The 20,925-nt window shown below is 73.3% G+C and carries 21 protein-coding genes; 7 read left to right on the top strand and 14 right to left on the bottom strand.

Features of this window, described 5'->3' with window-relative positions; translation table 11 throughout:
* Nucleotides 1-24 precede the first annotated feature (24 nt).
* The 10 genes from menC to AB0J76_RS23690 all read right to left on the bottom strand — a co-directional run bounded on the left by menC (nucleotide 25) and on the right by AB0J76_RS23690 (nucleotide 9,984).
* Entirely contained in the window at nucleotides 25-1,125 is a 1,101-nt protein-coding gene (menC, locus tag AB0J76_RS23735) for an o-succinylbenzoate synthase (protein WP_364390462.1), read from the bottom strand.
* 131 nt (nucleotides 1,126-1,256) lie between these two features.
* Nucleotides 1,257-1,811, bottom strand: a complete 555-nt coding sequence (locus AB0J76_RS23730; protein WP_352328936.1) for an acyclic terpene utilization AtuA family protein — start codon at nucleotides 1,809-1,811, stop codon at nucleotides 1,257-1,259.
* A 70-nt stretch (nucleotides 1,812-1,881) separates the two neighbouring features.
* Entirely contained in the window at nucleotides 1,882-3,459 is a 1,578-nt protein-coding gene (locus AB0J76_RS23725) for a Na+/H+ antiporter (protein WP_352328934.1), read from the bottom strand.
* Between the two features lie 46 nt (nucleotides 3,460-3,505).
* Entirely contained in the window at nucleotides 3,506-4,546 is a 1,041-nt protein-coding gene (locus tag AB0J76_RS23720) for a M24 family metallopeptidase (protein WP_352328933.1), read from the bottom strand.
* On the bottom strand, nucleotides 4,543-5,445 hold the full coding sequence (locus tag AB0J76_RS23715; protein WP_352328931.1) for an ABC transporter ATP-binding protein: 903 nt from the start codon (nucleotides 5,443-5,445) through the stop codon (nucleotides 4,543-4,545). Before AB0J76_RS23715 ends, AB0J76_RS23720 begins: the two co-directional genes overlap by 4 nt.
* Nucleotides 5,445-6,227 carry an ABC transporter ATP-binding protein gene (locus tag AB0J76_RS23710; RefSeq protein ID WP_352328929.1) on the bottom strand — a complete coding sequence of 261 codons (783 nt, stop codon included), beginning with the start codon at nucleotides 6,225-6,227 and terminating at the stop codon, nucleotides 5,445-5,447. The genes AB0J76_RS23715 and AB0J76_RS23710 overlap by 1 nt, the downstream gene beginning before the upstream one ends.
* Nucleotides 6,224-7,084, bottom strand: a complete 861-nt coding sequence (locus tag AB0J76_RS23705; RefSeq protein ID WP_352328927.1) for an ABC transporter permease — start codon at nucleotides 7,082-7,084, stop codon at nucleotides 6,224-6,226. Before AB0J76_RS23705 ends, AB0J76_RS23710 begins: the two co-directional genes overlap by 4 nt.
* Nucleotides 7,081-8,199, bottom strand: coding sequence for an ABC transporter permease (locus tag AB0J76_RS23700; RefSeq protein ID WP_364390458.1), 1,119 nt, complete (start codon nucleotides 8,197-8,199; stop codon nucleotides 7,081-7,083). The genes AB0J76_RS23705 and AB0J76_RS23700 overlap by 4 nt, the downstream gene beginning before the upstream one ends.
* Before the next feature lie 12 nt (nucleotides 8,200-8,211).
* Nucleotides 8,212-9,792, bottom strand: coding sequence for an ABC transporter substrate-binding protein (locus AB0J76_RS23695; RefSeq protein WP_352325337.1), 1,581 nt, complete (start codon nucleotides 9,790-9,792; stop codon nucleotides 8,212-8,214).
* A 63-nt stretch (nucleotides 9,793-9,855) separates the two neighbouring features.
* Nucleotides 9,856-9,984, bottom strand: coding sequence for a hypothetical protein (locus AB0J76_RS23690; RefSeq protein ID WP_352325338.1), 129 nt, complete (start codon nucleotides 9,982-9,984; stop codon nucleotides 9,856-9,858).
* Here AB0J76_RS23690 and AB0J76_RS23685 point away from each other — a divergent pair, their 5' ends adjacent.
* Nucleotides 9,985-10,536, top strand: a complete 552-nt coding sequence (locus tag AB0J76_RS23685) for an Lrp/AsnC family transcriptional regulator (RefSeq protein ID WP_352325339.1) — start codon at nucleotides 9,985-9,987, stop codon at nucleotides 10,534-10,536.
* 248 nt (nucleotides 10,537-10,784) lie between these two features.
* Here the strand turns inward: AB0J76_RS23685 and AB0J76_RS23680 are convergent, their stop codons facing one another.
* Nucleotides 10,785-11,135 (bottom strand): hypothetical protein, encoded by a 351-nt coding sequence (locus AB0J76_RS23680; protein ID WP_352325341.1) that lies wholly within the window; start codon nucleotides 11,133-11,135, stop codon nucleotides 10,785-10,787.
* A gap of 269 nt (nucleotides 11,136-11,404) precedes the next feature.
* Here AB0J76_RS23680 and AB0J76_RS23675 point away from each other — a divergent pair, with 269 nt between their 5' ends.
* From AB0J76_RS23675 to AB0J76_RS23660, 4 genes are all read left to right on the top strand, one after another.
* Complete coding sequence (locus AB0J76_RS23675; protein ID WP_352325342.1) at nucleotides 11,405-12,172, top strand: hypothetical protein; 768 nt, start codon at nucleotides 11,405-11,407, stop codon at nucleotides 12,170-12,172.
* A 2-nt stretch (nucleotides 12,173-12,174) separates the two neighbouring features.
* Nucleotides 12,175-12,936, top strand: a complete 762-nt coding sequence (locus AB0J76_RS23670; protein WP_352325344.1) for a hypothetical protein — start codon at nucleotides 12,175-12,177, stop codon at nucleotides 12,934-12,936.
* Between the two features lie 71 nt (nucleotides 12,937-13,007).
* A complete protein-coding gene (locus AB0J76_RS23665; protein WP_352325345.1) occupies nucleotides 13,008-13,832 on the top strand; it encodes an aminoglycoside phosphotransferase family protein in 825 nt (274 codons plus the stop codon).
* Nucleotides 13,833-14,014: 182 nt separating this feature from the next.
* Entirely contained in the window at nucleotides 14,015-15,079 is a 1,065-nt protein-coding gene (locus AB0J76_RS23660) for an NAD(P)-binding domain-containing protein (RefSeq protein ID WP_352325346.1), read from the top strand.
* 72 nt (nucleotides 15,080-15,151) lie between these two features.
* Here the strand turns inward: AB0J76_RS23660 and AB0J76_RS23655 are convergent, their stop codons facing one another.
* Complete coding sequence (locus AB0J76_RS23655; RefSeq protein ID WP_352325347.1) at nucleotides 15,152-15,790, bottom strand: GNAT family N-acetyltransferase; 639 nt, start codon at nucleotides 15,788-15,790, stop codon at nucleotides 15,152-15,154.
* A gap of 135 nt (nucleotides 15,791-15,925) precedes the next feature.
* On the opposite strand from AB0J76_RS23655, the gene AB0J76_RS23650 reads away from it, so the two are divergent.
* Together AB0J76_RS23650 and AB0J76_RS23645 are read left to right on the top strand one after the other, a co-directional pair.
* Entirely contained in the window at nucleotides 15,926-17,653 is a 1,728-nt protein-coding gene (locus AB0J76_RS23650; RefSeq protein WP_352325348.1) for a protein kinase, read from the top strand.
* 111 nt (nucleotides 17,654-17,764) lie between these two features.
* On the top strand, nucleotides 17,765-18,781 hold the full coding sequence (locus tag AB0J76_RS23645; RefSeq protein ID WP_352325350.1) for a hypothetical protein: 1,017 nt from the start codon (nucleotides 17,765-17,767) through the stop codon (nucleotides 18,779-18,781).
* Here the strand turns inward: AB0J76_RS23645 and AB0J76_RS23640 are convergent.
* Together AB0J76_RS23640 and AB0J76_RS23635 are read right to left on the bottom strand one after the other, a co-directional pair.
* A complete protein-coding gene (locus AB0J76_RS23640) occupies nucleotides 18,778-19,704 on the bottom strand; it encodes a pirin family protein (RefSeq protein ID WP_352325351.1) in 927 nt (308 codons plus the stop codon). The genes AB0J76_RS23645 and AB0J76_RS23640 overlap by 4 nt on opposite strands.
* A 99-nt stretch (nucleotides 19,705-19,803) precedes the next feature.
* Entirely contained in the window at nucleotides 19,804-20,916 is a 1,113-nt protein-coding gene (locus AB0J76_RS23635; protein ID WP_352325352.1) for an MBL fold metallo-hydrolase, read from the bottom strand.
* Nucleotides 20,917-20,925: the final 9 nt, after the last annotated feature.

The raw sequence follows: 20,925 nt of genomic DNA, 5'->3' as shown, positions 1-20,925 counted from the left end.
GCCCCGCCCTCCAGGACGGGCGCCCTACAGCGGGATCCACTCCGTGGACGTCGTGATCTCCTCCAGCACCGACGGGATCGGCTCGACGCCGAGCCCCGGCCCCGTGGGCACCTCCAGATGGCCATCCACCAGCTCGAACGGCTCGGTCACGTCGGTCGCGAAGTAGCGGCGCGACCCCGAGGTGTCGCCCGGCAGCGTGAACCCGGGCAGCGCCGCCAGCGCCACGTTCGCGGCCCGGCCGAGACCCGTCTCCAGCATGCCGCCGCACCACACCGCGATGCCGTTGGCCCGGCACAGGTCGTGGATGCGCCGCGCCTCCAGGTAGCCGCCGATGCGGCCTGGCTTGATGTTGATGATCGAGCAGGAGCCGAGCGCGATGGCGGCCGCCGCGTGCTCGGCCGACTCGATGGACTCGTCCAGGCAGATCGGCGTGCGCAGCTGGCGGGCCAGCGTGGCGTGCTGGACGAGGTCGTCGTTGGCCAGCGGCTGCTCGATCAGCAGCAGGTCGAACGCGTCGAGCCGGGCCAGCCGGCGGGCGTCGGCCAGCGAGTACGCCGCGTTCGCGTCCACCTGGAGCAGCAGGTCGTCGCCGAAGCGCTCGCGCACCGCGCGCACCGGCTCGACGTCCCAGCCGGGCTCGATCTTCAGCTTGATGCGGACGTACCCCTCCTCGACGTAGCCCGCCACGGCGTCGAGGAGCTGCGGGATCGAGTCCATGATGCCCACCGACACCCCGCACGGCACCCGGTCGCGGGCCGCGCCCAGGAAATGGCCGAACGACTCGCCGGCGGCCCGCAGCTGCGCGTCCAGCACGGCGGTCTCCAGCGCGGCCTTGGCCATGCGGTGGCCCTTGATCGGTTCGAGGGCGCGGCCGACGCCGTACGCGTCCACGGCCGGCGGCAGGGCGGGCAGCAGGAACCGGCGGATCACCTCGGCGGCGCCGTCGACGTACTCGCTGGAGTAGAGCGGCTCGGACATGGCCACGCACTCGCCCCACCCCTCGGCGTCGGGGGTCACCACCCTGACCAGCAGGACGTCCCGGGCCGTCTCGGTGCCGAACGACGTGCGGAACGGCGCCACCAACGGCATCGCGATCCGGCGCAGCTCTACTCCTGTGATCTTCACACTCTCTCCAACTCGGTCGGCGCGCAGGTGCTCCCTGGCGACCGTACGACATGCGGCGACATCAGGGTTCGTGCCGGGCCACCAAAGGCCGGCGGTTCTTCGTCGCCGAGCCCCACAGCCCCCCGTGAGCCTCAGACGACGATGCCGGGGGTGCGGGCGATGCGGATCCGGCACGGCGTGTCCTCGCTGAGCCGCACCGCCTCCAGCGGCACCGTCACCTCCGGTGTGCGGTACCGGCCGCCGGAGAACGCCGCCGCCACGCGGGCCCGTACCGACTCGGCCGGCATCTGCCCGTCGATGGAGCCGGCGCCGTCGCGCCCGATCTCCGCCACGCACGCGCCCGGTTGCGTGGCCAGCGCCAGACCGGCCACCGTCGCCCCGGCCAGGGCCGACACGTCGCGCCTGGTCCAGCCGTAGTGCCACATGCCGGCCGCCACCACGGGCGCGGCCGGGCAGGCGGGTTCGGTGATCACCACGTCGAGACCCTGGAGCAGCGCGGCGGCGATCTGTTCGGCGCCTATGAGCGCCCCGGACCCGATCCGCAGGCCGGGCAGCTCGGGCAGCGGGCCGCCGAGCGTGTAGATCAGCTTGATGCCGGTGGTGAAGGGGCCCGGACCGCTGTCGTGCCAGCCACAGGCCACGACGCCGACCGACGGGGCGGCGCCCAGCGTGCCGATCCGCAGCATATGGAAATGACTACCCTCTGCGGCCCCCGATCACACACCGTCAACCCTCCGGTGGACGGATCGGGGCTGGTCAGCGCATGCTCCGGGCGTCGAGGGCGCGCAGCACCCGGGAGACCACCTGGGGGTCGGCCCGCGGGTCGCGGCGGGCGTCCAGCACCGCCTGCCGGGCGGCCGACATCATCTCCTCCTGCACCCGCCGCACCAGCCGGGCCCGCCGCGCCCGCTGCTCGAACGCCTCGCGCCGCTCGTCGTCGGCGGCCTCGGGGCTGATCCGCAGCCCGAGGTCCATCATGCGCCGGCCCAGCAGCTCGACCACTTCCTCGGGCAGGTCCTCGGCCTCGTCGATCTCCCGCAGCCGCCGCTTGGCCGCGTGGGCGGCCCGGATCGCCAGGCGCTTCTCCAGATCGCGCTCGGCCGCCGTGTCGGCCTTGACGCCGAGCCGCGCCACCAGCCACGGCAGCGTCAGCCCCTGCACCACCAGCGTCACCAGGATGACCGCGAACGCGATGAACACGATCACCGGCCGCTGCGGGAACGGCCGCCCGTCGTGGATGCGCAGCGGGATGGCCAGCGCCAGCGCCACGGACGCCACGCCGCGCATGCCCGCCCACCACATGACGACGGTCTCGCGCCAGCTCATCGGCACCTCGGTGTCCTCGCGCCGCCCCTTCTTGGCCAGCCACGCGGCCGGCAGCAGCCACAGCAGCCGGACGACCACGACGACGCCCACCACGGCGGCGCTCCACCACAGCACCTCGCCGAACCGGCCGTGGACCGTGCCGAACACCGTGTGCAGCTCCAGCCCGATCAGCCCGAACGCGACCCCCGTCACCAGCGTGTCCACCACCTGCCAGAACGTGGACGAGGCGAACCTGCCGAACACGTCGTCGGCGTCCCACATGCGGTCGCTGAGGTAGAAGGCGGTGGTCAGCACGGCCAGCACGCCCGAGCCGCGCAGCTCGTCGGCCACCGCGTAGCTCACGAACGGCACCACCAGCGACAGGCCCACCTGCAGCGTCGCGTCGCCCAGCAGCGCCATCAGCTTCCCGGCCGCCCAGCCCAGCGCGAACCCCGCCGCCACGGCCACCCCCGCCGACAACACGAACTCGCCCAGCGCCCCCGGCCAGGAGAACACGCCGGTGACGACCGCCGCGACCGCCACGTGGTAGAGCACGATCGCGGTCACGTCGTTGAACAGGCCCTCGCCCTCCAGCAGCGACACCATGCGCCGCGGCAGGCCCAGCCGCCCGGCCACCGCCGTGGCCGCCACCGGGTCGGGCGGCGCGACCAGCGCGCCCAGCGCCACCGCCGCCGCCAGCGGCAGGCCGGGGACGAGCGCGTGCGCCGTGGCCGCCACGGCCGCCGTCGTCACGAACACCAGCGCCACCGCGAGCAGGAAGATCGGCTGCCAGTTCGCCGCGAACTGCCGCCAGGACGTACGCCGCACCGCCGCGTACAACAGCGGCGGCAGCAGCAGCGGCAGCACGATGCCCGGCGGGATGTCCACGTTCGGCACGAACGGCAGCACCGCCAGCAGGATGCCCAGCAGCGTCATCAGCACCGGCGCGGGCAGCCCCAGCCGCTCACCCAGCGGAACCGTGACCAGCGCGCCCAGCAGCACCAGCATGAGCAGCACGAACTGATCCACGACGCCCCCCGGTGATCGTCGTCACCCAGCGTAAGCGCAGGCCGCCTCAGCGGTCGAGGACGTGCAGGGTGTGCGGCCGCGTGCCCAGCGGCACCGGCTCGGCGGCCGTGCAGGCCACCACGTCGGCCACCCGCGCGCCGAACAGGTCGGGCACGTAGATGGCCGGTTCCAGGCAGACCGTCATCCCGGGGGCGAACACCGCGTCCTCGCCGGCCCGCGGCCCCTCGTCGTGGCCCAGGCCCACGCCCCGGCCCACGTGCGGGGCGGCGAAGCGGCCGTAGCCGCTGGCGTCGATGACCTCGTGCACCGTCCTGGCCAGCTCCGCGAACGGGACCGACGGCCGCAGCGCCGCCAGCGCCGCGCGGTGGGCGGCCAGCACGACCGAGTACATCGCCTCGTAGTCCTCCGGCGGCTCGGCGACGGCGAACACCCGGCCCGCCTCGGCGCAGTAGCCGTCCCAGCGGCCGCACACCGACACCAGCAGCGCGTCGCCCGGGTTGATCACGCGCCCGCCGGGCACGTGCTCGGGCCGCGCGGTGTGCTCGCCCGCCGACACGCGCAGCGAGATCACCTCCTCGCAGCCCGACTCCAGGGCCAGCAGCCGCAGCCGGCGCGCCATCGCCCGCTCGGTCGCGCCGAACCAGGCCAGCTCGGCCGCCTGCGCCAGCACCGCCTCCGCCGCCGCGACCGCCCGGCCGAGCGCCGTCAGCTCGGCGGGGTCCTTGCGCAGCCGCAGCGGCGCCAGCACCGCGGAGGCGGGCACCAGCTCGGCGGCGATCGCCAGCCGGAACAGCTCGCTCGCCCGCATCTCCGGGTCCACCCCCACCCGGCGCGCGGAGGCGGGCACCAGGCCCGCCGGGTCGCGGGTCTCGACGATCGCCTCGGCCGTCACCACGAGGAACACGCCCGGCCCGGCGCCGCCGTCCGGCGCGCCGCCCTCAGGCAGGACGCCCTCAGGGAGAGCGCCTTCTGGGGAGGCGCTCAGGAACCGGAAGTCGGGCGAGGGCCGCAACACCAGCACGTCGATGCCCTCCTGGGCCATCGCCCGCCGCACGGCCGCCACCCGCGCGGCGTGGCTCCGGCTCACGCCGGCTCGTGCAGCCAGCAGGCGACCGGCCCGAAGTCCGGCTCCTTCTCGCGGCACACCTCCATCACCAGCGGGCAGCGCGGGTTGAACCGGCAGCCGCCCGGCGGGTTCGCCGGATCGGGCACGTCCCCGGCCAGCTCGGCGGGCAGCACGCCCATGCCGTCCGGCTTGGGGATGGCCCCCAGCAACGCCCTGGTGTACGGATGTTTCGGGTCGTCCCACACCTCGGCCGTCCCGCCCACCTCGACGATCTTGCCGAGGTACATGACGGCGATCCGGTCGGCGATCAGCCGCACCACCGACAGGTCGTGGCTGATGAACAGCAGCCCGGCCCCGGAGTCCACCGCGAGGTCGCGCATCAGCCGGGCCACCTGGGCCTGGGCGGAGGCGTCCAGCGCGGAGATCGGCTCGTCGCCGATGAGCAGCCGGGGCCGGGCCGCCAGCGCCCTGGCGATCGCGATGCGCTGCCGCTGGCCGCCGGAGAACTCGTGGGGGTGCCGTCCGGCGAACTCGCGCGGCAGGCCCACCCGCTCCAGCAGGTCGGCCGGGTCGGTACGGGTGTCATCCGCGGTGCGCAGGCCGTCGGCGATCTGGTCGCCCACCCGGCGCCGCGGGTTCAGCGACGCGTACGGGTCCTGGAACACCATCTGGATGCCCGTGAGCTTCCTGCGCCGCAGGCCGAGCGGCGTGACCCGCTGCCCCTCGAACGCGATCGACCCGTGGGTGACCGGGTTCAGCCCGCAGACCGCCCGCGCCAGGGTGGACTTGCCGCACCCCGACTCGCCCACCAGGCCCACGACCTCGCCGGCCCGTACGGTCAGGCTGGCCCCCGCCACCGCCCGCACCACCGGACGCCCGGGGGAGCGGTGCTCGACGACCAGGTCCTCGATGTCCAGCATCAGCCCTCCACGTCCGAAGCAGAATCAGGCAGCGAGTCCAGCAGCGCGCGGGTGTAGGGGTGCTCGGGGTCGCGCAGCACCCGCCCGCGCGGTCCGGTCTCCACGACCAGGCCTTCCTTCATCACGCTCACCTCGTCCGCGACCGCCGACATGACGCCCAGGTCGTGCGTGACCAGCAGCACGGCCAGGCCCAGCTCGTCGCAGAGCCCGCGCAGCAGCCGCAGCACGCCCGCCTGCACGGTCACGTCCAGCGCCGTGGTCGGCTCGTCGGCGATCAGCACCTTGGGCGAGCAGGCCAGCGCGACGGCGATCGCGATGCGCTGCCGCATGCCGCCGGAGAACTGGTGCGGGAAACGCCCGTACGCCTCCTCGGCGCCCGGGATGCGCACCTTGCCCAGCAGCTCGACCGCCCGCGCCTTCGCCTCGGCCTTGCCCAGGCCCAGGTGGTGACGCATGTGCTCGGTGAGCTGCCGGCCGATCGTGAGCATCGGGTGCAGGCTGGTCGCCGGGTCCTGGAAGACCATGGCGACCTCGCCGCCGCGCACCTGGTTGAGCTCCTTGGGCGGCAGCGTCAGCAGGTCCCGCTCGCCGAGCCCGATCCGGCCCGAGACGCGCGCGCCGTGCGGCAGCAGCCCCAGCACGGCCAGGCCGGTCATCGTCTTGCCCGACCCGCTCTCGCCGGCCAGGCCGTGCACGCGCCCGGCGGCCAGCTTCAGGTCGACGCCGCGCAGGATCTCCTTGCCGTGGATCGACACCTTCAGGCCGGTGATGTCCAGCGTCACAACGCACGCTCCTTGATCGCGCGGGCCGTCCGCGGGTCGAGCGCGTCCCGCAGCGTGTCGCCGAGGAAGTTGAACGCCAGCACCACGGTCAGGATCGCCAGGCCGGGGAACGTCGCCACCCACCAGCTGTCGAAGACCTCCACGCCGGAGGCCACCATCGCGCCCCACTCGGGGGACGGCGGCTTGGCGCCCAGGCCCAGGAACGACAGGCCGGACAGCAGCAGCAGCGCCGTGCCGATGTCGAGCGTGGCCAGCACCAGGATCGGGCCGGTCACGTTCGGCAGCACGTCCACCCGCAGCGAGCGCCACACCGAGAAGCCCAGCAGCCGCCCGCTCAGCACGAACTCCCGCTCGCGCACGCCCAGCACCAGCCCGCGGGTGACGCGGGCGTAGGCGGGCCAGGCCACCACCAGCACGGCCAGCACCGCGTTGCCCAGGCTCGCGCCCAGCGCCGCGGCCACCACCATGGCCAGGATCACCGTCGGGAACGCGAACACCAGGTCCGCGATCCGCATGATCGTCTCGCCGACCCACTTGCCGAAGTACCCGGCGCACGCCCCCAGCAGGCCGCCGACCAGCACCGACAGCACGACCAGCAGCAACGTCAGCGGGATCGACACCCGCGCGCCGTACATGACGCGGCTCAGGATGTCGCGTCCGAGCTGGTCGGTGCCGAACCAGTGGCCGGGCCCCGGGGGCGCCAGCCGCGGCAGGTCCTGGGCCAGCGGGTCGTGCGGCGCCAGCCACGGCGCGGCCAGCGCGATCACCAGCCAGGCCACGGCCAGGACGGCGCCCGCGACGGCCAGCGGCTGCCGCCACGCCTCGGGCAGCCTGCCCAGCAGCCCCTTGCCTCTCATTGCAGCCTCACTCGGGGATCGATGACGCCGTACAGCACGTCCACGATCAGGTTGATGACCAGGTAGACCACGCCCACGACCAGGCCGACGCCCATCACGGCGGGCAGGTCGAGGCTGGTGGCGCTCTTGTAGGCGTACTGGCCGACGCCGGGCCAGGCGAAGATCGCCTCGACCAGGACGGTGCCGGACAGCAGGCTGCCGAAGGCCAGACCGGCCACGGTGATGATCGGGACCAGCGCCGAACGCAGCACGTACCTGAACAGGATCACCCGGCCCGGCAGCCCCTTGGCGCGGGCCGCCCGGACGTAGTCCTGGCCCAGCACCTCCAGCACCGCGGAACGGGTGAAACGGGTCAGCAGGCCGATCGTGTACAACGCCAGCACCAGCGCGGGCGTGATCAGATGGCCGACGGCGGAGGTGAAGATGTCCCACCGGCCCGCCAGCAGCGCGTCGACCGTCTGCAGCCCGGTCACCGCCGGCGCCGAGCCGAGCGCCGCGTCCACGCGGCCGCTGCCCGGCGTGATCTGCAACCGGAAGAAGAACACGTAGAACGCCACCAGCGCCAGCCAGAACGTCGGCACCGAGATGCCGACCAGGCTGACCAGCCGCAGCACGTGGTCGGACAGCCGGTCCCTGCGCAGCGCGGCGACCACGCCGAAGGCCACGCCCAGCACCAGCGAGATCAGGATCGCCGCGCCCGCCAGCTCCAGCGTCGCCGGGACGAACTCGGCCAGGTCCTGGCTGACCGGGCGGTGGCTCTGCTGGCTCATGCCCAGGTCACCCTGGACCAGGCCCTGCAGATAGATCGCGTACTGCTGCCACAGCGGCTTGTCCAGGCCGTGCTCGGACCGCCACTGGGCCACGATGGCCGGGTCGCCCAGCGCCCGCTGGCCCAGGTTGGCGGCCACGGGGTCGCCGGGCACCAGGTTCGTCAGCAGGAACGTGACGAGCGTGATGCCCCAGGCCAGCAGCACGGCGATGAGGATGCGCCGGATGAGGAAGCGCGCCAGCGGGTGCACCCCCCGCCGCCGCCGCGCGCCCGCGGCGGCCGCCTCGACCGGGGAGCCGGTGCCGGGGCGCGGCGGTGAGCCCGCCGCGCCCAGGTTGTCGGACACCTGCCGGTCTCCTTACTTCGCGCCGAGGTCGGCGACGTCCACGGTCCAGACCGGGTGGTACTCCAGACCCGTCACGGACCCGGCCGACACGATGTTCTGGCTCGGCTGGATCAGCGGCACGAACGGACCGGAGGTGTTGAGCTTGGTCTGCAGGTCGGCGTAGGCCGTCTTGCGCGCCTCGTCGCCGATCGCGGTCGCGGCCTTGTCAGCGGCGGCCTCGATCTCCTTGGCCGCGCCTTCCTTCCAGCCGGCCCGCAGGCCCACGGTCTTGCCGGGCGCGAAGGCCAGGTAGTCGCTCGGGTCCGGGTAGTCCGGGCCCCAGTACCACAGGCCCATCTCCTCCTTGCCGTTGCGGTAGTTGTCCAGCGCGGTCGTCACCGGCGCGGGCTGGAGGTCCACCGTGATGCCGACCTCCTTGAGGTTGGCCTGGATGCGCTCGGCCAGCGGCTGGAACGACAGGCCGTTGACGGTCAGCTCGCTCGGGAACTCCAGCTTGACGGTCGGGTTCGACACGCCGCTGGCCGCCAGGGCCGCCTTGGCGCCCTCGACGTCCCGCTTGGGCGCCTGCTCCGGCGGCAGCGCGCCGAGCAGCTGCGACGGGATCACGCCCGGCGCCTGCGTCGAGCCCTCGCCGGCCAGCTCCAGCAGACCCGCGTAGTCCACGCCCTTGCGCACGGCCTCGACGAACTTGGCGTTCGGCGTGGTCTTGCTGACGCCCGAGTCCTGGTTGGCCAGCAGGAAGATGACGTTCGCCGAGGCGGTCTTCTTCACCTGCAGGGTGGAGGGCATGTTGGTGACCTGGTCACCGGACAGGTTCAGCGCCACCTGGCTGTCGCCGCGCTGCACGTTGAGCTTCTGCGTGGCGGCCTCGACGTTGCGGATGACGACCTTGTCGTAGGCCGGCTTGGTGCCGTAGTACTTGGGGTTCGCCTTGAGCGTGACCTGGCTGCTCACGTTGAACGACTCGATCGTGTACGGGCCGGACCCCGCCGAGGAGGCGTTCAGGTACTGCTCGGCCTTGTCCTGGGCGTCGGCCGTCGCGCCGTGCTCCTTGGCGACCTTGCTGTTGAGGATGCCCAGCGCCGGGTTCGGCAGGATGTAGGGCAGCGCCGGGTTCGGCGCCTTCGACGTCAGCGTGATCGTCGAGTCGTCGGTCTTGGCCACCTCGACGCCGTCCAGCAGGAACGACGGGGTGCCCTTCATGTCACGCACGCGGTTGAGCGAGAACACCACGTCGTCGGCGGTGATCGGCGAGCCGTCGGCGAAGGTGGGGCCCTTCTTGAGCTTGAGCGTCAGCGTCTTGCCGTCCTCGCTCAGCTCGTAGGACTCGGCCAGCGCCGGGACCGGCTTGGTCACGTCGGAACCGTCGAAGGTCAGCAGCGTCTCGTAGACGGCCTTGCCGACGATGAGCCCGGTCGGCTCGTAGGTGCGGCCGGGGTCGGCCGTCTTGAGGTCGAACGACGTGTCGATGACGAGCGTCTTCCCACCGCCACCGGAGGCCGCCGGGGTCTGCGAGGTGCCGCCGCTTCCGCAGGCGGCGAGGGCGAGCGCACCGGCGAGCAGCACTGCCGCCGTCTGCGAGCGGGTCGCCATGGGGTCCTCCAAATTGGACGTTCGGGAGAAGGATGTCGAGGATTGTCCGGCAGAACGTCCAGGTCATGTGCGGTCCGCGAGACGGATATAAATGGTCGAGGTGTAATGATGAGTGATATTTCCAGAAATGGTGCCAGCGGCAGCGGTCAGCCTGGACGGATCGGCATCGGTCTCGAGCTGGACGACGTCCACATGAAGATCCTTGAGGTCCTGCGCGAGAACGGCAGGATCTCGGTCGCCGCGCTGGCCGAACGGGTGGGCATCTCCCGCGCGAACGCCTACACGCGCTTCGAGGCGCTGCGCGCCGACGGCGCGATCAAGCGCTTCACCGCGGAGATCGACCACGTGCGCGCCGGGCTCGGCATCACCGCGCTGATCTTCGTGACCGTGCGCCAGCAGATGTGGAAGCAGTTCAGGGCCGAACTGGCCCGGATGCCCGAGGTCGAGTACTGCGCGATCACCACCGGCCAGCACGACGCCATGATCCAGGTACGGGTCTCCGACGTGGCCGCCGTGCACACCATGGTGACCGACCGCCTGGCCAACATCCCGGCGGTCAAGGCCACCGAAACCGTGTTCATCCTGGACGAAGTGCTCAAGCGGCCGTACGTGCTGCCGTCCGACCGGGACGCCTCCCGTCCCGCGCGCCGCACGCCCCAGGAGACGCAAGGGGACGTGCCGCTCGGCAAGATGCGCTTCGTCGGCGCGGCCGAGGGACGCGCCGCCCTCCGCAAGGACGGCTAGCCACCGCCCTGCCGCAAGGAGGGCCGGTCGCCGCCTTCCATGAGGGGGCCGGGCGCTGCCTTCCGTGAGGAGGGCCGGGCGTCGCCTTCCGTAACGGGGCCGGGCGGTGCCTTCCGCAAGGACGGTTGGGCGCCGGCCCTGCGCCGAGGCGGCCGGGTGGCGGGGCGGCCGGGCGGCCGGGTGGGCGGTGCGTCGTCCGCTTCCGGCCGATCGGCCCCCGGCCTTCCGGCTTCCCGTCGGAGGGCCGGTCAGGAGGCCGGGACCTCGGCGCACACGCTGACGTGCAGCGTGTCGTCGCCGTCGAACCGGAACTCCTCGACCAGCCGCAGCAGCCCGTCCTCACCCTGCTCGACGCGGCTGCTGCTCTGGCCGCCCGCCTTGCCGCCCGCCTTAAGCGCGTGGGCGTAGGAGATGGAGACGTCGGCGCCGTCGCGCGTCCCGACGAAGCGGCCGTGGGTCACGGTGTCGCCCGTGTAGCTGCCCCACACCACGCCGTCGGCCTCCCAGTACTGGAACTCCGTCGGGCTGTCGGGGTCCACCGCGCTCGCCGTCGAGCTCACCATCACGAATTTACGGCCGTTGAGATTCACGCCGTCCATAGTCACCATTTTTCTGGATCATCACCGACCGGCTGGACGTTTGGTCAGAACACCCGGTCATGATCAACGATCCGTCCAGCGGCGGCGCCGCCCCGGACCCCTGCGCGAGCAGGTTCTCGACCTCCCTGGGCCGCCCCGGCTGTGTCCTCCGCCGACCTCTCGGCGGCCGACACGCTTGCCGCGACTTTACCTGCCGGTAGCTGACACCAGCGTCGCATAGTGTGATAGTCATGTAACACTGTGTATTCGAGAAGATTTGGGAGATCTTCATGTGGGCGTACACGCTCTCGATCGTGGCGGCCGTGGGCGTGGTGGCGCTCACCGCGCTGGTGTTCCGGCTCACGAAGAAGGGCAGCGAGGATGCCGAGCCCGACGGGGTCTCGGCCGGTCACGCCGGGTCGATGTTGTCGGCCCTGTTCCTGCTGGTGTTCGCGATCGCGATCATCGTGCCGTGGACCACGGCCGACGCCGCCCGCCAGAACGCCCAGGCCGAGAGCCAGGCCGCGATCGACGCCTACTGGGCCGCGGCCGACCTGCCCGGCACCGCTCAGCAGACGGTCCGCACCGCGCTGCGCGACTACGTCACCTTCGTGGTCAGAGACGAGTGGCCGCTGATGGCCGAGGGCCGGATGGACCCGGTCGGCGCCGCCCGGCTCGACGCCATGCGCAGCCGGGTGAGCGCCGTCGCCGCCAAGACCGACGACGACAAGGACGCCCGCGACGCCGTGCTCGAACGCGTCGCCGCGATCGCCGCCGCCCGGTCCCAGCGCTCGATGGACGCCGCCGCCACCCCGCCCCAGGGGCTGCTGTTCCTGACCGTGCTCACCGGCCTGCTGGTCGTCGTCTTCCCCTACCTGGCCGGCGCGCGGCCACGCGGCCTGGCGGTTCTGCCGCTGCTCGCGATGGCCGCGATGCTCGGCTTCGGCACCTATCTGACCTGGGACATCTCCCACGCCTTCGCCGGGCCGCTGGCGGTCGGGCCCCAGGCGTTCCAGGGCGCGCTGCAGGAGTTCTCCCGCATCGCCGGGGGAATGTGACCGTGGGCGTCAGGCGCGCGCCGCTGCTGCTGGCCGCCGCTCTGCTCGCCGCGAGCGCGGCCGGCCCGGCGGCGGCTGACCTGCAATCCCCGGCCTCCGGCACCGTGCGCGTACGTCCGTCGCAGCTCCCGAGCCCGGGGATCACGATCCACGGCGGGCGGGGGCACGACGGCCGTACCGGGCCGGTGGTGTCGGTGCCGGGCGCGCAGATCCGGGAGGACGGTCCGGGGCCGCGCGTGTCGGTGCCGGGCGCGCAGATCTGGGACGATCCTGAGCCGCGGGGGTCGGCGCCGACTTCGGAGGCGATCCGGCCCGGCGGGCGGGCGCCGCGTACCGGCGTCCCCGCGCCGCGCGTGTCGATCGGTCCCGGCTCGGTGTGCGTGTACGGGCCGAGCGGCAGCGTCGAGGTGGGCGACTGCGACGTCCGCCCGTCCCCGCCGCCGTCCCCGCCTCCGCCTCCGCCGCCTCGCTCGTCGCCACGGCCGACACCGCGCCCCACGCCTCCGCCCACTCCGCCGCCGCACACGCCGAGGCCGGTGCACCATCCGACGCCCCGGCCGGTGCGCGTGGCCCCTCCGGTGCGGGTGCCCGTCCAGGAAGTCACGCCGACGCCCAAGCCCACCCCGAGGGTCGCTGTGCGCAAGCGGGTCAAGCAGGTCCAGGCGCCGCCGCGACGCAAGAACCCGCTCGGCACGGTCCTGGTCATGGTGGTCCTGGTGACAGCGATCGCCTCCACGACCGCCGTCGCCTTCAGACCCCGCTGACGCCTCCCTCCCGGCGGGGCCGGGGCTCGACGGCGGTGGCCGGTGCGCGCCGGGATGCGAGGATGGCGGGCGTGTCCGAGGGTGACGAGAAACTGCTGACCGGTGGTTGGTGTGATGGGGAGCCGCTGACCGGTGGCGGTGTGAACCTGGTGGTGCGGGTCGGTGCCACCGTGCGCCGGCCGACCGGCCCCTGGACGCCGGCCGTGCACGCGCTGCTCGCCCACCTGGCCGCCTGCGGCTTCACGGGCGCGCCGGCCGGGCACGGGATCGACGCTCAGGGCCGGGAGGTGCTCGACTTCGTCCCCGGCGAGGTGCCCGGTGATCCGTTGCCCGCCTACGCCCGTTCCGACCAGGCCCTCGGCAACGTCGCTCGACTGCTGCGCCGCTATCACGACGCCACCGAGGGTTTCCGGTCCACCACCGGGGCCGACTGGTACTTCCCGCCGCGCGAACCCGCCGAGGTCATCTGCCATGGGGACGTAGCGCCGTACAACTGCGTGTTCCGCGACGGGCGGCCGGTGGCCCTGATCGACTTCGACACGGCCCACCCGGGGCCGCGTGTGTGGGACGTCGCCTACGCCGCCTACCGGTTCGTCCCGCTGAGCGATCCCCGCCACGACGGGGCCGACCCAGTGCAGGAGCAGGCACGCAGGCTGCGACTGTTCGCCGACGCCTACGGCCTGGCCGAAGGTGACCGTCCGGCGCTGCCCGCCACCGCCGCCGATCGGCTGGCGCACCTCGTACGGCACATGCACGAGCGCGCGGCGGCGGGGGACCAGGCCTTCGCCGCGCACATCGCCCGCGGCGACGATGTGTTGTACGGCGCCGACCGCGAACACATCCTGCGCCACCGCGCTCTGTTCGCCACGGCGCTGACGGAGCCGCCACCCGCCTGATCCGGTGGGGTGTCGCCACCAGACCGGCCGGGCGTCGTTTGCAGGAACGGCCCCGGCGTCGCTGCCTGAGGGGCCGTGTGTCGCCACTGGACCGGCCGGGCGCCGCTGCGGGTCGGCTGGGGTGCCGCTGCTGGGACGGCTGGGTGGGAAGAGCGGGCGGGTGTGTGGGGTTGCACTCGACCGTGGAGACGACCGAGGTTGTGGTGATCGGGGCCGGGCAGGCGGGGCTGTCCAGCGCGTACTTCCTGCGACGGTTCGGGATCGGGACGACCGTGCTCGATGCGGCCGCGGGGCCCGGGGGCGCGTGGCGGCACCGGTCGCCGTCGCTGACCATGGACAAGGTGCACGGGATCTTCGACCTGCCCGGCGTGCCGGACGGGGTGGCGGCGGCCGGTGACCGGCCGGCGGCGGAGGTCGTCCCGGAGTACTACGGAGACTACGAGCGGCGGGTGGGGCTGGAGGTCCTGCGGCCGGTCAAGGTGACGGCCGTCCGGGAGGGCGAGGACGGGCGGCTGGTCGTGGCGGCGGACGCGGGGGAGTGGGCGGTCAGGGCCGTGGTCAACGCGACCGGCACCTGGACCCGTCCGTACTGGCCGTACTACCCGGGGGCCGGCGACTTCCTGGGCGAGCAGCTTCACTACGCGGGTTATCGCGGGCCGGCGGCGTTCGCCGGTCGGCGGGTGGTCGTGGTCGGGGGCGGGGCCTCGGCGATGCACGTGTTGTCGGAGGTCGCCGGGGTCGCCGCCGGCACCGTCTGGGTCACCCGGCGGCCGCCCGTCTTCAGGGGCGACGACTTCGGCGAGGACGCCCGGCGCGAGGCCGTCGCTCTGGTGGAGGCGCGGGTGCGGGCCGGGTTGCCGCCGCAGAGCGTGGTCAGCGTCACCGGGCTCGGCTACAGCGTCGTCGTGCGGGAGGCGATGGCCAAGGGGGCGCTGGAGCGGTTGCCGATGTTCCGCCGCCTCACCCCGTACGGCGTGGAGTGGGCGGACGGGCGGCAGACCGCGGCGGAGGTCGTCGTGTGGGCCACTGGCTTCCGGTCGGCGCTCGACCACCTCGCGCCGCTGCGTCTGCGGGAGCCGGGCGGCGGCATCAAGGTGGACGGGACGCGGGTCGTCCGGGAGCCGCGGCTGCAACTCGTCGGCTACGGGCCTTCGGCCAGCACGGTCGGCGCCAACCGCGCGGGCCGCACCGCCGCCCGCAACATCCGCACCCTCCTGACCCCCCGCCCAGCCATCCCGGCCGCCTGACCCCCGGCCCCAGCCATCCCGGCCGCCTGACCCCGCGGCCGGTGGTCCCTTCGCGCGGCTTGGCGCGGTGGGTCAGTTCTCGGCGACGCCGAAGGCGGTCCAGCCGAGGTCGGGGAAGCCCGCCGCCTTGGCGACGGCGGCCGAGGCGGTGTTGCTGACCGCGTGCATGTACGTCGGCACCGCGCCCTCGTCCAGCACCCGCCGCGCCGCCTGCGCCACCAGCCGTCTGGCCAGGCCGCGCCCCCGGGCCTCGGGCGCGGTCACCACCGACAGCTCCCGGCCGAACCGGTCGTGCCGCTTGATGCCCACCCCGGCCAGATGCTCGCCGGTCTCGGGGGCCACGGCCACCAGCACCTCGCCGCCGAACACGCGCAGCCATCCGGGGACGGCCTCGTCCGTCGCCGGGACCCACTCGCCGGCGTCGGGCAGGGGCGCGGGGTCGGTGGTCCACCGGAAGACGGCGTCGAACCAGCCGCGATCCCCATATCCGATCAGCCCGGGGATCTCCCGGAGCGTCCGCGCGGCGCGTACCCGGGCGACGTGCTCGGGCGGCACCGACAACACCGCCCCCTCCGGGGTGCCGACGCCGACGGCCGGGTGCACGCGACCGTCCCAGGCGGGCAGCGTACGCAGCGGCGAGCCCGTGACGTCGAGGTTTCCCGTGGGCGGCCAGGCCCCGAGCCATTCGCGCAGATGATCGGTGAGAGCCACGGACCTACTATAGGAAGTAGGAAAAATACCGATTGGGACAGGGGGTCGGTTACTCCAGCGAAGGGACTCGACACGGCCTGTTACCTTCGGCTAGCGTCCTGACATAAGGATCTTTATCCGGTCAGGAGGCCCGACATGGCTGTTCCCGGTTACACGGAGATCCGGGAACTCGGTCACGGAGGAACCGGCCGCGTCATGCTCGCCGTCCGTGACTCCGACGGCTTACCGGTCGCGATCAAGCACCTGTCCGAGTCTCTGCGCGCCGACGGCGAGTTCGCCGCCCGCTTCCGCGCCGAGGCACGGGTCATCAGCGAGATCGACAGCCCCCATACCGCCCGCCTGCTGGACTACGTCGAGGCCGGGGGCACTTCCGCGATCGTGATGGAGCTGGTCGACGGCGTCACGCTGCGCCGCCTGATCGCCGCCGAGGGCGGCACCGGCGTGGAGGCCGCGCTCACCCTGCTGAAGGGGGCCCTGCTCGGCCTCGCCGAGGCGCACCGGCGCGGGGTGGCGCACCGCGACTTCAAGCCCGAGAACGTCATCGTCACCCCGGACGGCGACAGCAAGCTGGTCGACTTCGGCGTCGCGACCCGGTTCGGCGAGACCGGCGCCCTGGCCGGCACCCCCGCCTACATGTCCCCCGAGCAGTGGGAGGACGCCCCGGCCGGCCCGGCCTGCGACGTGTACGCCGCCGCCCTGGTGTTCTACGAATGCCTCACCGGCCGCCGCCCGTTCACCGCCGCGAACCTGGCCGCCCTGGCCTTCCAGCATCAGCACATGCCGCCCCCGCTGGAGCACGTGGACGGACGCCTGCGCGGGCTCGTCGAGCACGGCCTGGCCAAGGACCCCGCCCACCGGCCGGCCTCGGCCGAGGCGTTCCTGGCCGAGCTGGAGGAGGTGGCACGCGGGACGTACGGCGCGGGATGGGAGCTGCGCGGGCGGTCCGGCCTGGCCGTGCTGGCGATGCCGTTCGCCGCGCTGCTGCCGTCGGCCGGGACCGGCGGAGGGATGGGCGAGGGCCTCGGCGGCGGGATCATCGGGAGGAGCGGTGCGGAGAACGGCGTCGCGACGGGCACCAGCGTGGTGCGCAGCTCGTTGGGACCGCCGGCCAAGCTGGCGGTGACCGGCGGGCTGGTGCTGGCGACGGCGGCGGCGGTGGCGTCGACGTTCGTGATCTGGAGCGGCTCGCCCTCGCCCGGCAGCGGCATCGCGATGCCGCCGGAGTCCACGGAGAGCTCGTTCACGACGCCGCCCGTCTCACCCGATCCGGAGCTGCCCGCGCCGAGCGGGTCAGGGACGGTCCCGCCGTCCTCGACGGCCACGGCCGGGCCCAGCGGAGATCCGACCGCGGCGACCGTGCCGACGGTGCCCGGCGTGCCGACCGCGGGGCCCGCGTCGTCCGCGCCTCCGGCGCCGCCCGTCACGAAGGCCCCGAACAGCCGCCCGCCGAGGCCGACCAACGGGCCGTCGGAGTCGGGGCCGCCCAGGTCCGGGCCGCCTTCTGTGCCCCCGAAGTCGGAGCCGCCTTCGGGGCCGCCGTCCACGCGGCCGTCGCCGACATCCACCCGGCAGTCCGCCACCGGCGGCCCGGTTCCCAGACCGCCCGCCACGAGCGCCCCCGCCCCGGAGCCCTCCGCCAAGCCGCCCGCCAAGGGCCACGAACCGCTCCTGTCGGTCTCGGTCGGGTTGTCGCTCGGCGGCTCGCTGCTCGGCCGCGGCGGGGGCGGGCTGCTGGACGCCGACCTCGACGTCGGCCTGGGCTCCAGCCTGCTCGGCATGCTCGTGGTGCCCGGATCTGCCCTGCTCGGAGGCCGTATCGCGGTCAGACGCGCACGAAAATCACGTAGTCAGGAAAAGTCATGAGTTGCGGGGAATGATGCTTGATCCCCTACTATCAGCGTCGGAAAGAGGGCGTCCCGGACTCTGATTAGCTCCTGACCGGAACCTGCCCTGCGGCTCAGGCTAAGGAGGACAGTGGCGGTCGCCTCCTCCGCCGTGGGCCACGTGGCGCGGGCCGTGCTCGCCGTGCTCGTCGCCATGGTCGCCACGATCGCCGGGCCGCCGATGGCGGCGGGCAACGCCTCGGCCGGGCGCGCGGCTCCCAAACCCTCGGTGAAGCAGCTCAAGAAGGAGCTGGCCGCGCTGAGCAAGGAGTCGGACCGGCTCATCGAGGAGTACTACAACAGCCGCCGCGCCCAGCAGCAGGCCGAGAAGACGGAGAAGAGCGCGCGCGAGCGGCTGGCCGCCGCCCAGGAGGTCTACGACCGCGAGTCCCTCCAGCTCAGGACGCTGGCCGTGGCCCAGTACATCGGCGGCGAACCCAACCAGATCGCCCTGGTCACCGGCAGCCAGAACCCGGACGCGCTGCTGAGCCGCCTGGCGCTGAGCCGCCACCTGATCGACGTCCAGGACGCCCGGCTGCGCGGCTACGCCAAGGTCAGGGACGAGCGCCTCAAGGCAGAGCAGGAGGCCGCCGCCCGCGCCGAGGAGCTCGGCACCGCGGTGGCCGACCTGGAGGGGCGCAAGAAGAAGGCCGAGAAGCTGATCGAGAAGATCAGGGACCGGATCGACAAGCTCTACACGGCCCCGGGCGTGCGGCGTCCGGACGGCACGTGGGTGCCGCAGCTCCCGGACGGCTCCGAGAACATCACCCCCCGCATGCGCCTGGTCAAGACGCTGATCAAGGAGCGGTTCGTGGTGCCGTACGGGATCGGCTGCTACCGGACGATCCAGGACGGCGGCGAGCACCCGCTCGGCCGCGCCTGCGACTTCATGCTCAGCCACGGCGGCGCGATGCCGTCGGCGGCCGAGGTCAAGCGCGGCTACGAGATCGCCGAGTGGGCCATCAAGAACTCCCGGCGCCTCGGGATCATGTACATCATCTACCGCCAGCGCATCTGGCACGCCAGGACGGGCACCTGGCGGACGATGTCGAACCGCGGCGGCACGACGGCCAACCACTTCGACCATCCGCACATCTCGGTCTACTAGCGCGTCTCGGGGCGTACCCGTCCGCGCGGCTTCAGGCGGATGGAGGGCAGCGCCGGGGCGGGCAGCGGCTCGCCGTCGAAGCCCTCGACCGCGCCGAAGCCCTCGCCCTCCGCCCACTCCTTGCGGAAGGCGGCGATCTCCTCGTGGGAGCGCCCCACGAAGTTCCACCACATGACGATCTCCTCACCGAACGGCTCGCCGCCGATCAGCAGCACCCGCCCGCGGCCCGACAGCGGCAACGTGCCGGCGCCCGGCGGCAGGTAGCGCAGCGCTCCGGGCACGGCCTGCTCGACCTCCCCGTCGAGCTGCAGCAGCCCGTGCTCGAAGGCGGGGTCGAGGGGCACCTCGCCGGTGCCGTCGACCGTCACCTCGGCGCCCACCAGCGGGGTGTAGGTGGTGGCGGGGGAGGTCACGCCGCCGAGCGTGCCCATGATCACGATGGCGTCGAAGCCCGGGCCGGACAACACGGGCAGGGTGGCGTGGTGCTCGAAGGCGGGGGCCGTGCGCCGGTGGGCCTCCGGCAGGGCCACCCAGAGCTGCACACCGTGCAGCGTCGTGCCGGGCGACTCCTCCGAGTGGGAGATGCCGCGCCCGGCCGTCATCAGGTTGAGCCGGCCGGGACGCACCGTGCTCAGGCTGCCGACGCTGTCGCGGTGGAGCACCTCGCCCGCGAGCAGCCAGGTCACCGTCTGCAGGCCGGTGTGCGGGTGGGGCGGCACGCGCATCAGCGCCGGCTCCGGGCCGTAGGCGTCGACGAAGCACCAGGCGCCGATCATTCGCCGGTGCACGCCGGGCAGCGTCCTGCTCACCCGCATCGCGCGTGGGCCGCCCAGCGGTACCTCGCGTCCGGTCAGCACCTCGCTCCGGTCGCCGCCGTCGGCGGCGCAGCGGAGTTCGCGGGGGTCACGTTCCATGTTGCTCACCCCACGACTGTAGGGGGCCGTACGGCCCCCCACACCCGGCGTCACCCGGACGTGATGGCTGTCCCGCGGTCTCCCACCGGCTGTCCACGGATGGGACGGTTATCCCAGGGTCTCCCACCAGCCGTCCACGGACGGGACGGCGGTTACGTCGACGCCCTCGCCCGGGCGGGGCACCACGATCTCGACGTCGCGCGCCTTCGCCTCCCGCCACAACCGGTCCACCGGCTCGGCCCACGGGTGCAGCGCCAGCGTGAACGTCGCCCAGTGGACCGGCAGCAGCAGCTTGCCGCCGAGGTCGAGGTGGGCGTTGACGGCCTCCTCCGGGTTCATGTGGATGTCGGGCCAGGCCGGGCTGTAAGCGCCGATCGGCATCAGGGTCAGGTCGAACGGCCCGTGCGCGGCCCCGATGCCCCGGTAGCCCTGGAAGTATCCTGAGTCGCCGGCGTAGAACACCCGCTTGTTCGCCCCGGCCACCACCCACGAGCCCCACAGGGTGTCGTTCCTGGTGAAGGCCCGCCCCGAGAAGTGCCGGGCGGCGGTGGCGACGAAGCGCAGGCCCGCCACCTCGGCCTCTTCGTCCCAGTCGAGCTCGATGATCCGGTACAGCGGCACGCCCCACCGTTCCAGGTGCGCCCCGATGCCCAGCGGGACCAGGAACGGCGCCTTCTGGGTGCGCGTGAGCGAGCGCACGGTGGCCATGTCGAGGTGGTCGTAGTGGTCGTGCGAGATCGCGATCGCGTCCACCTGCGGCAGGTCGCCGATGTCCACCGGCAGGGGGTGGTGCCGCTTGGGGCCGACGAGCTGGGACGGCGAGACCCGGTTGCTCCACACCGGGTCGAACAGCACCCGCTTGCCCTCGATCTCCACCAGGGTGGAGGCGTGGCCGTACCAGACCGCGCGCAGGCCGTCGGCCGGCGGCGGGCCGGACGGCGGCAGGCGCAGCGGGATGGGCCCGGCGGGATGCCGCTGCTCCTTGTTCCTGGCCATCTCGGCCAGCAGGCCTACCGGCGGCGTGGTCATCAAGGCGGTCGGCTCGGACATGGGGTTGACGAACGTGTCGCCCCTGAACTGCGGCGAGCGCCGCATCCTGCTCACCCGGTCCGGCCCCGACGTCAAAGGCCGCACGCCCAGCTCGGCCGGTATCCCGCGCAACGCCCACCCGGCCGCGGCGGCGAGCGCGCCGCCCGCGAGGATCCGCCGTGCGGTCCGCATTCCTGCCAT

It is taken from the genome of Nonomuraea sp. NPDC049624 (genome assembly GCF_040675255.1).
Classification (GTDB): Bacteria; Actinomycetota; Actinomycetes; order Streptosporangiales; family Streptosporangiaceae; genus Nonomuraea.
Note: the sequence above shows the minus strand (reverse complement) of the source record. Positions and strands in the feature narration are given on the sequence as shown.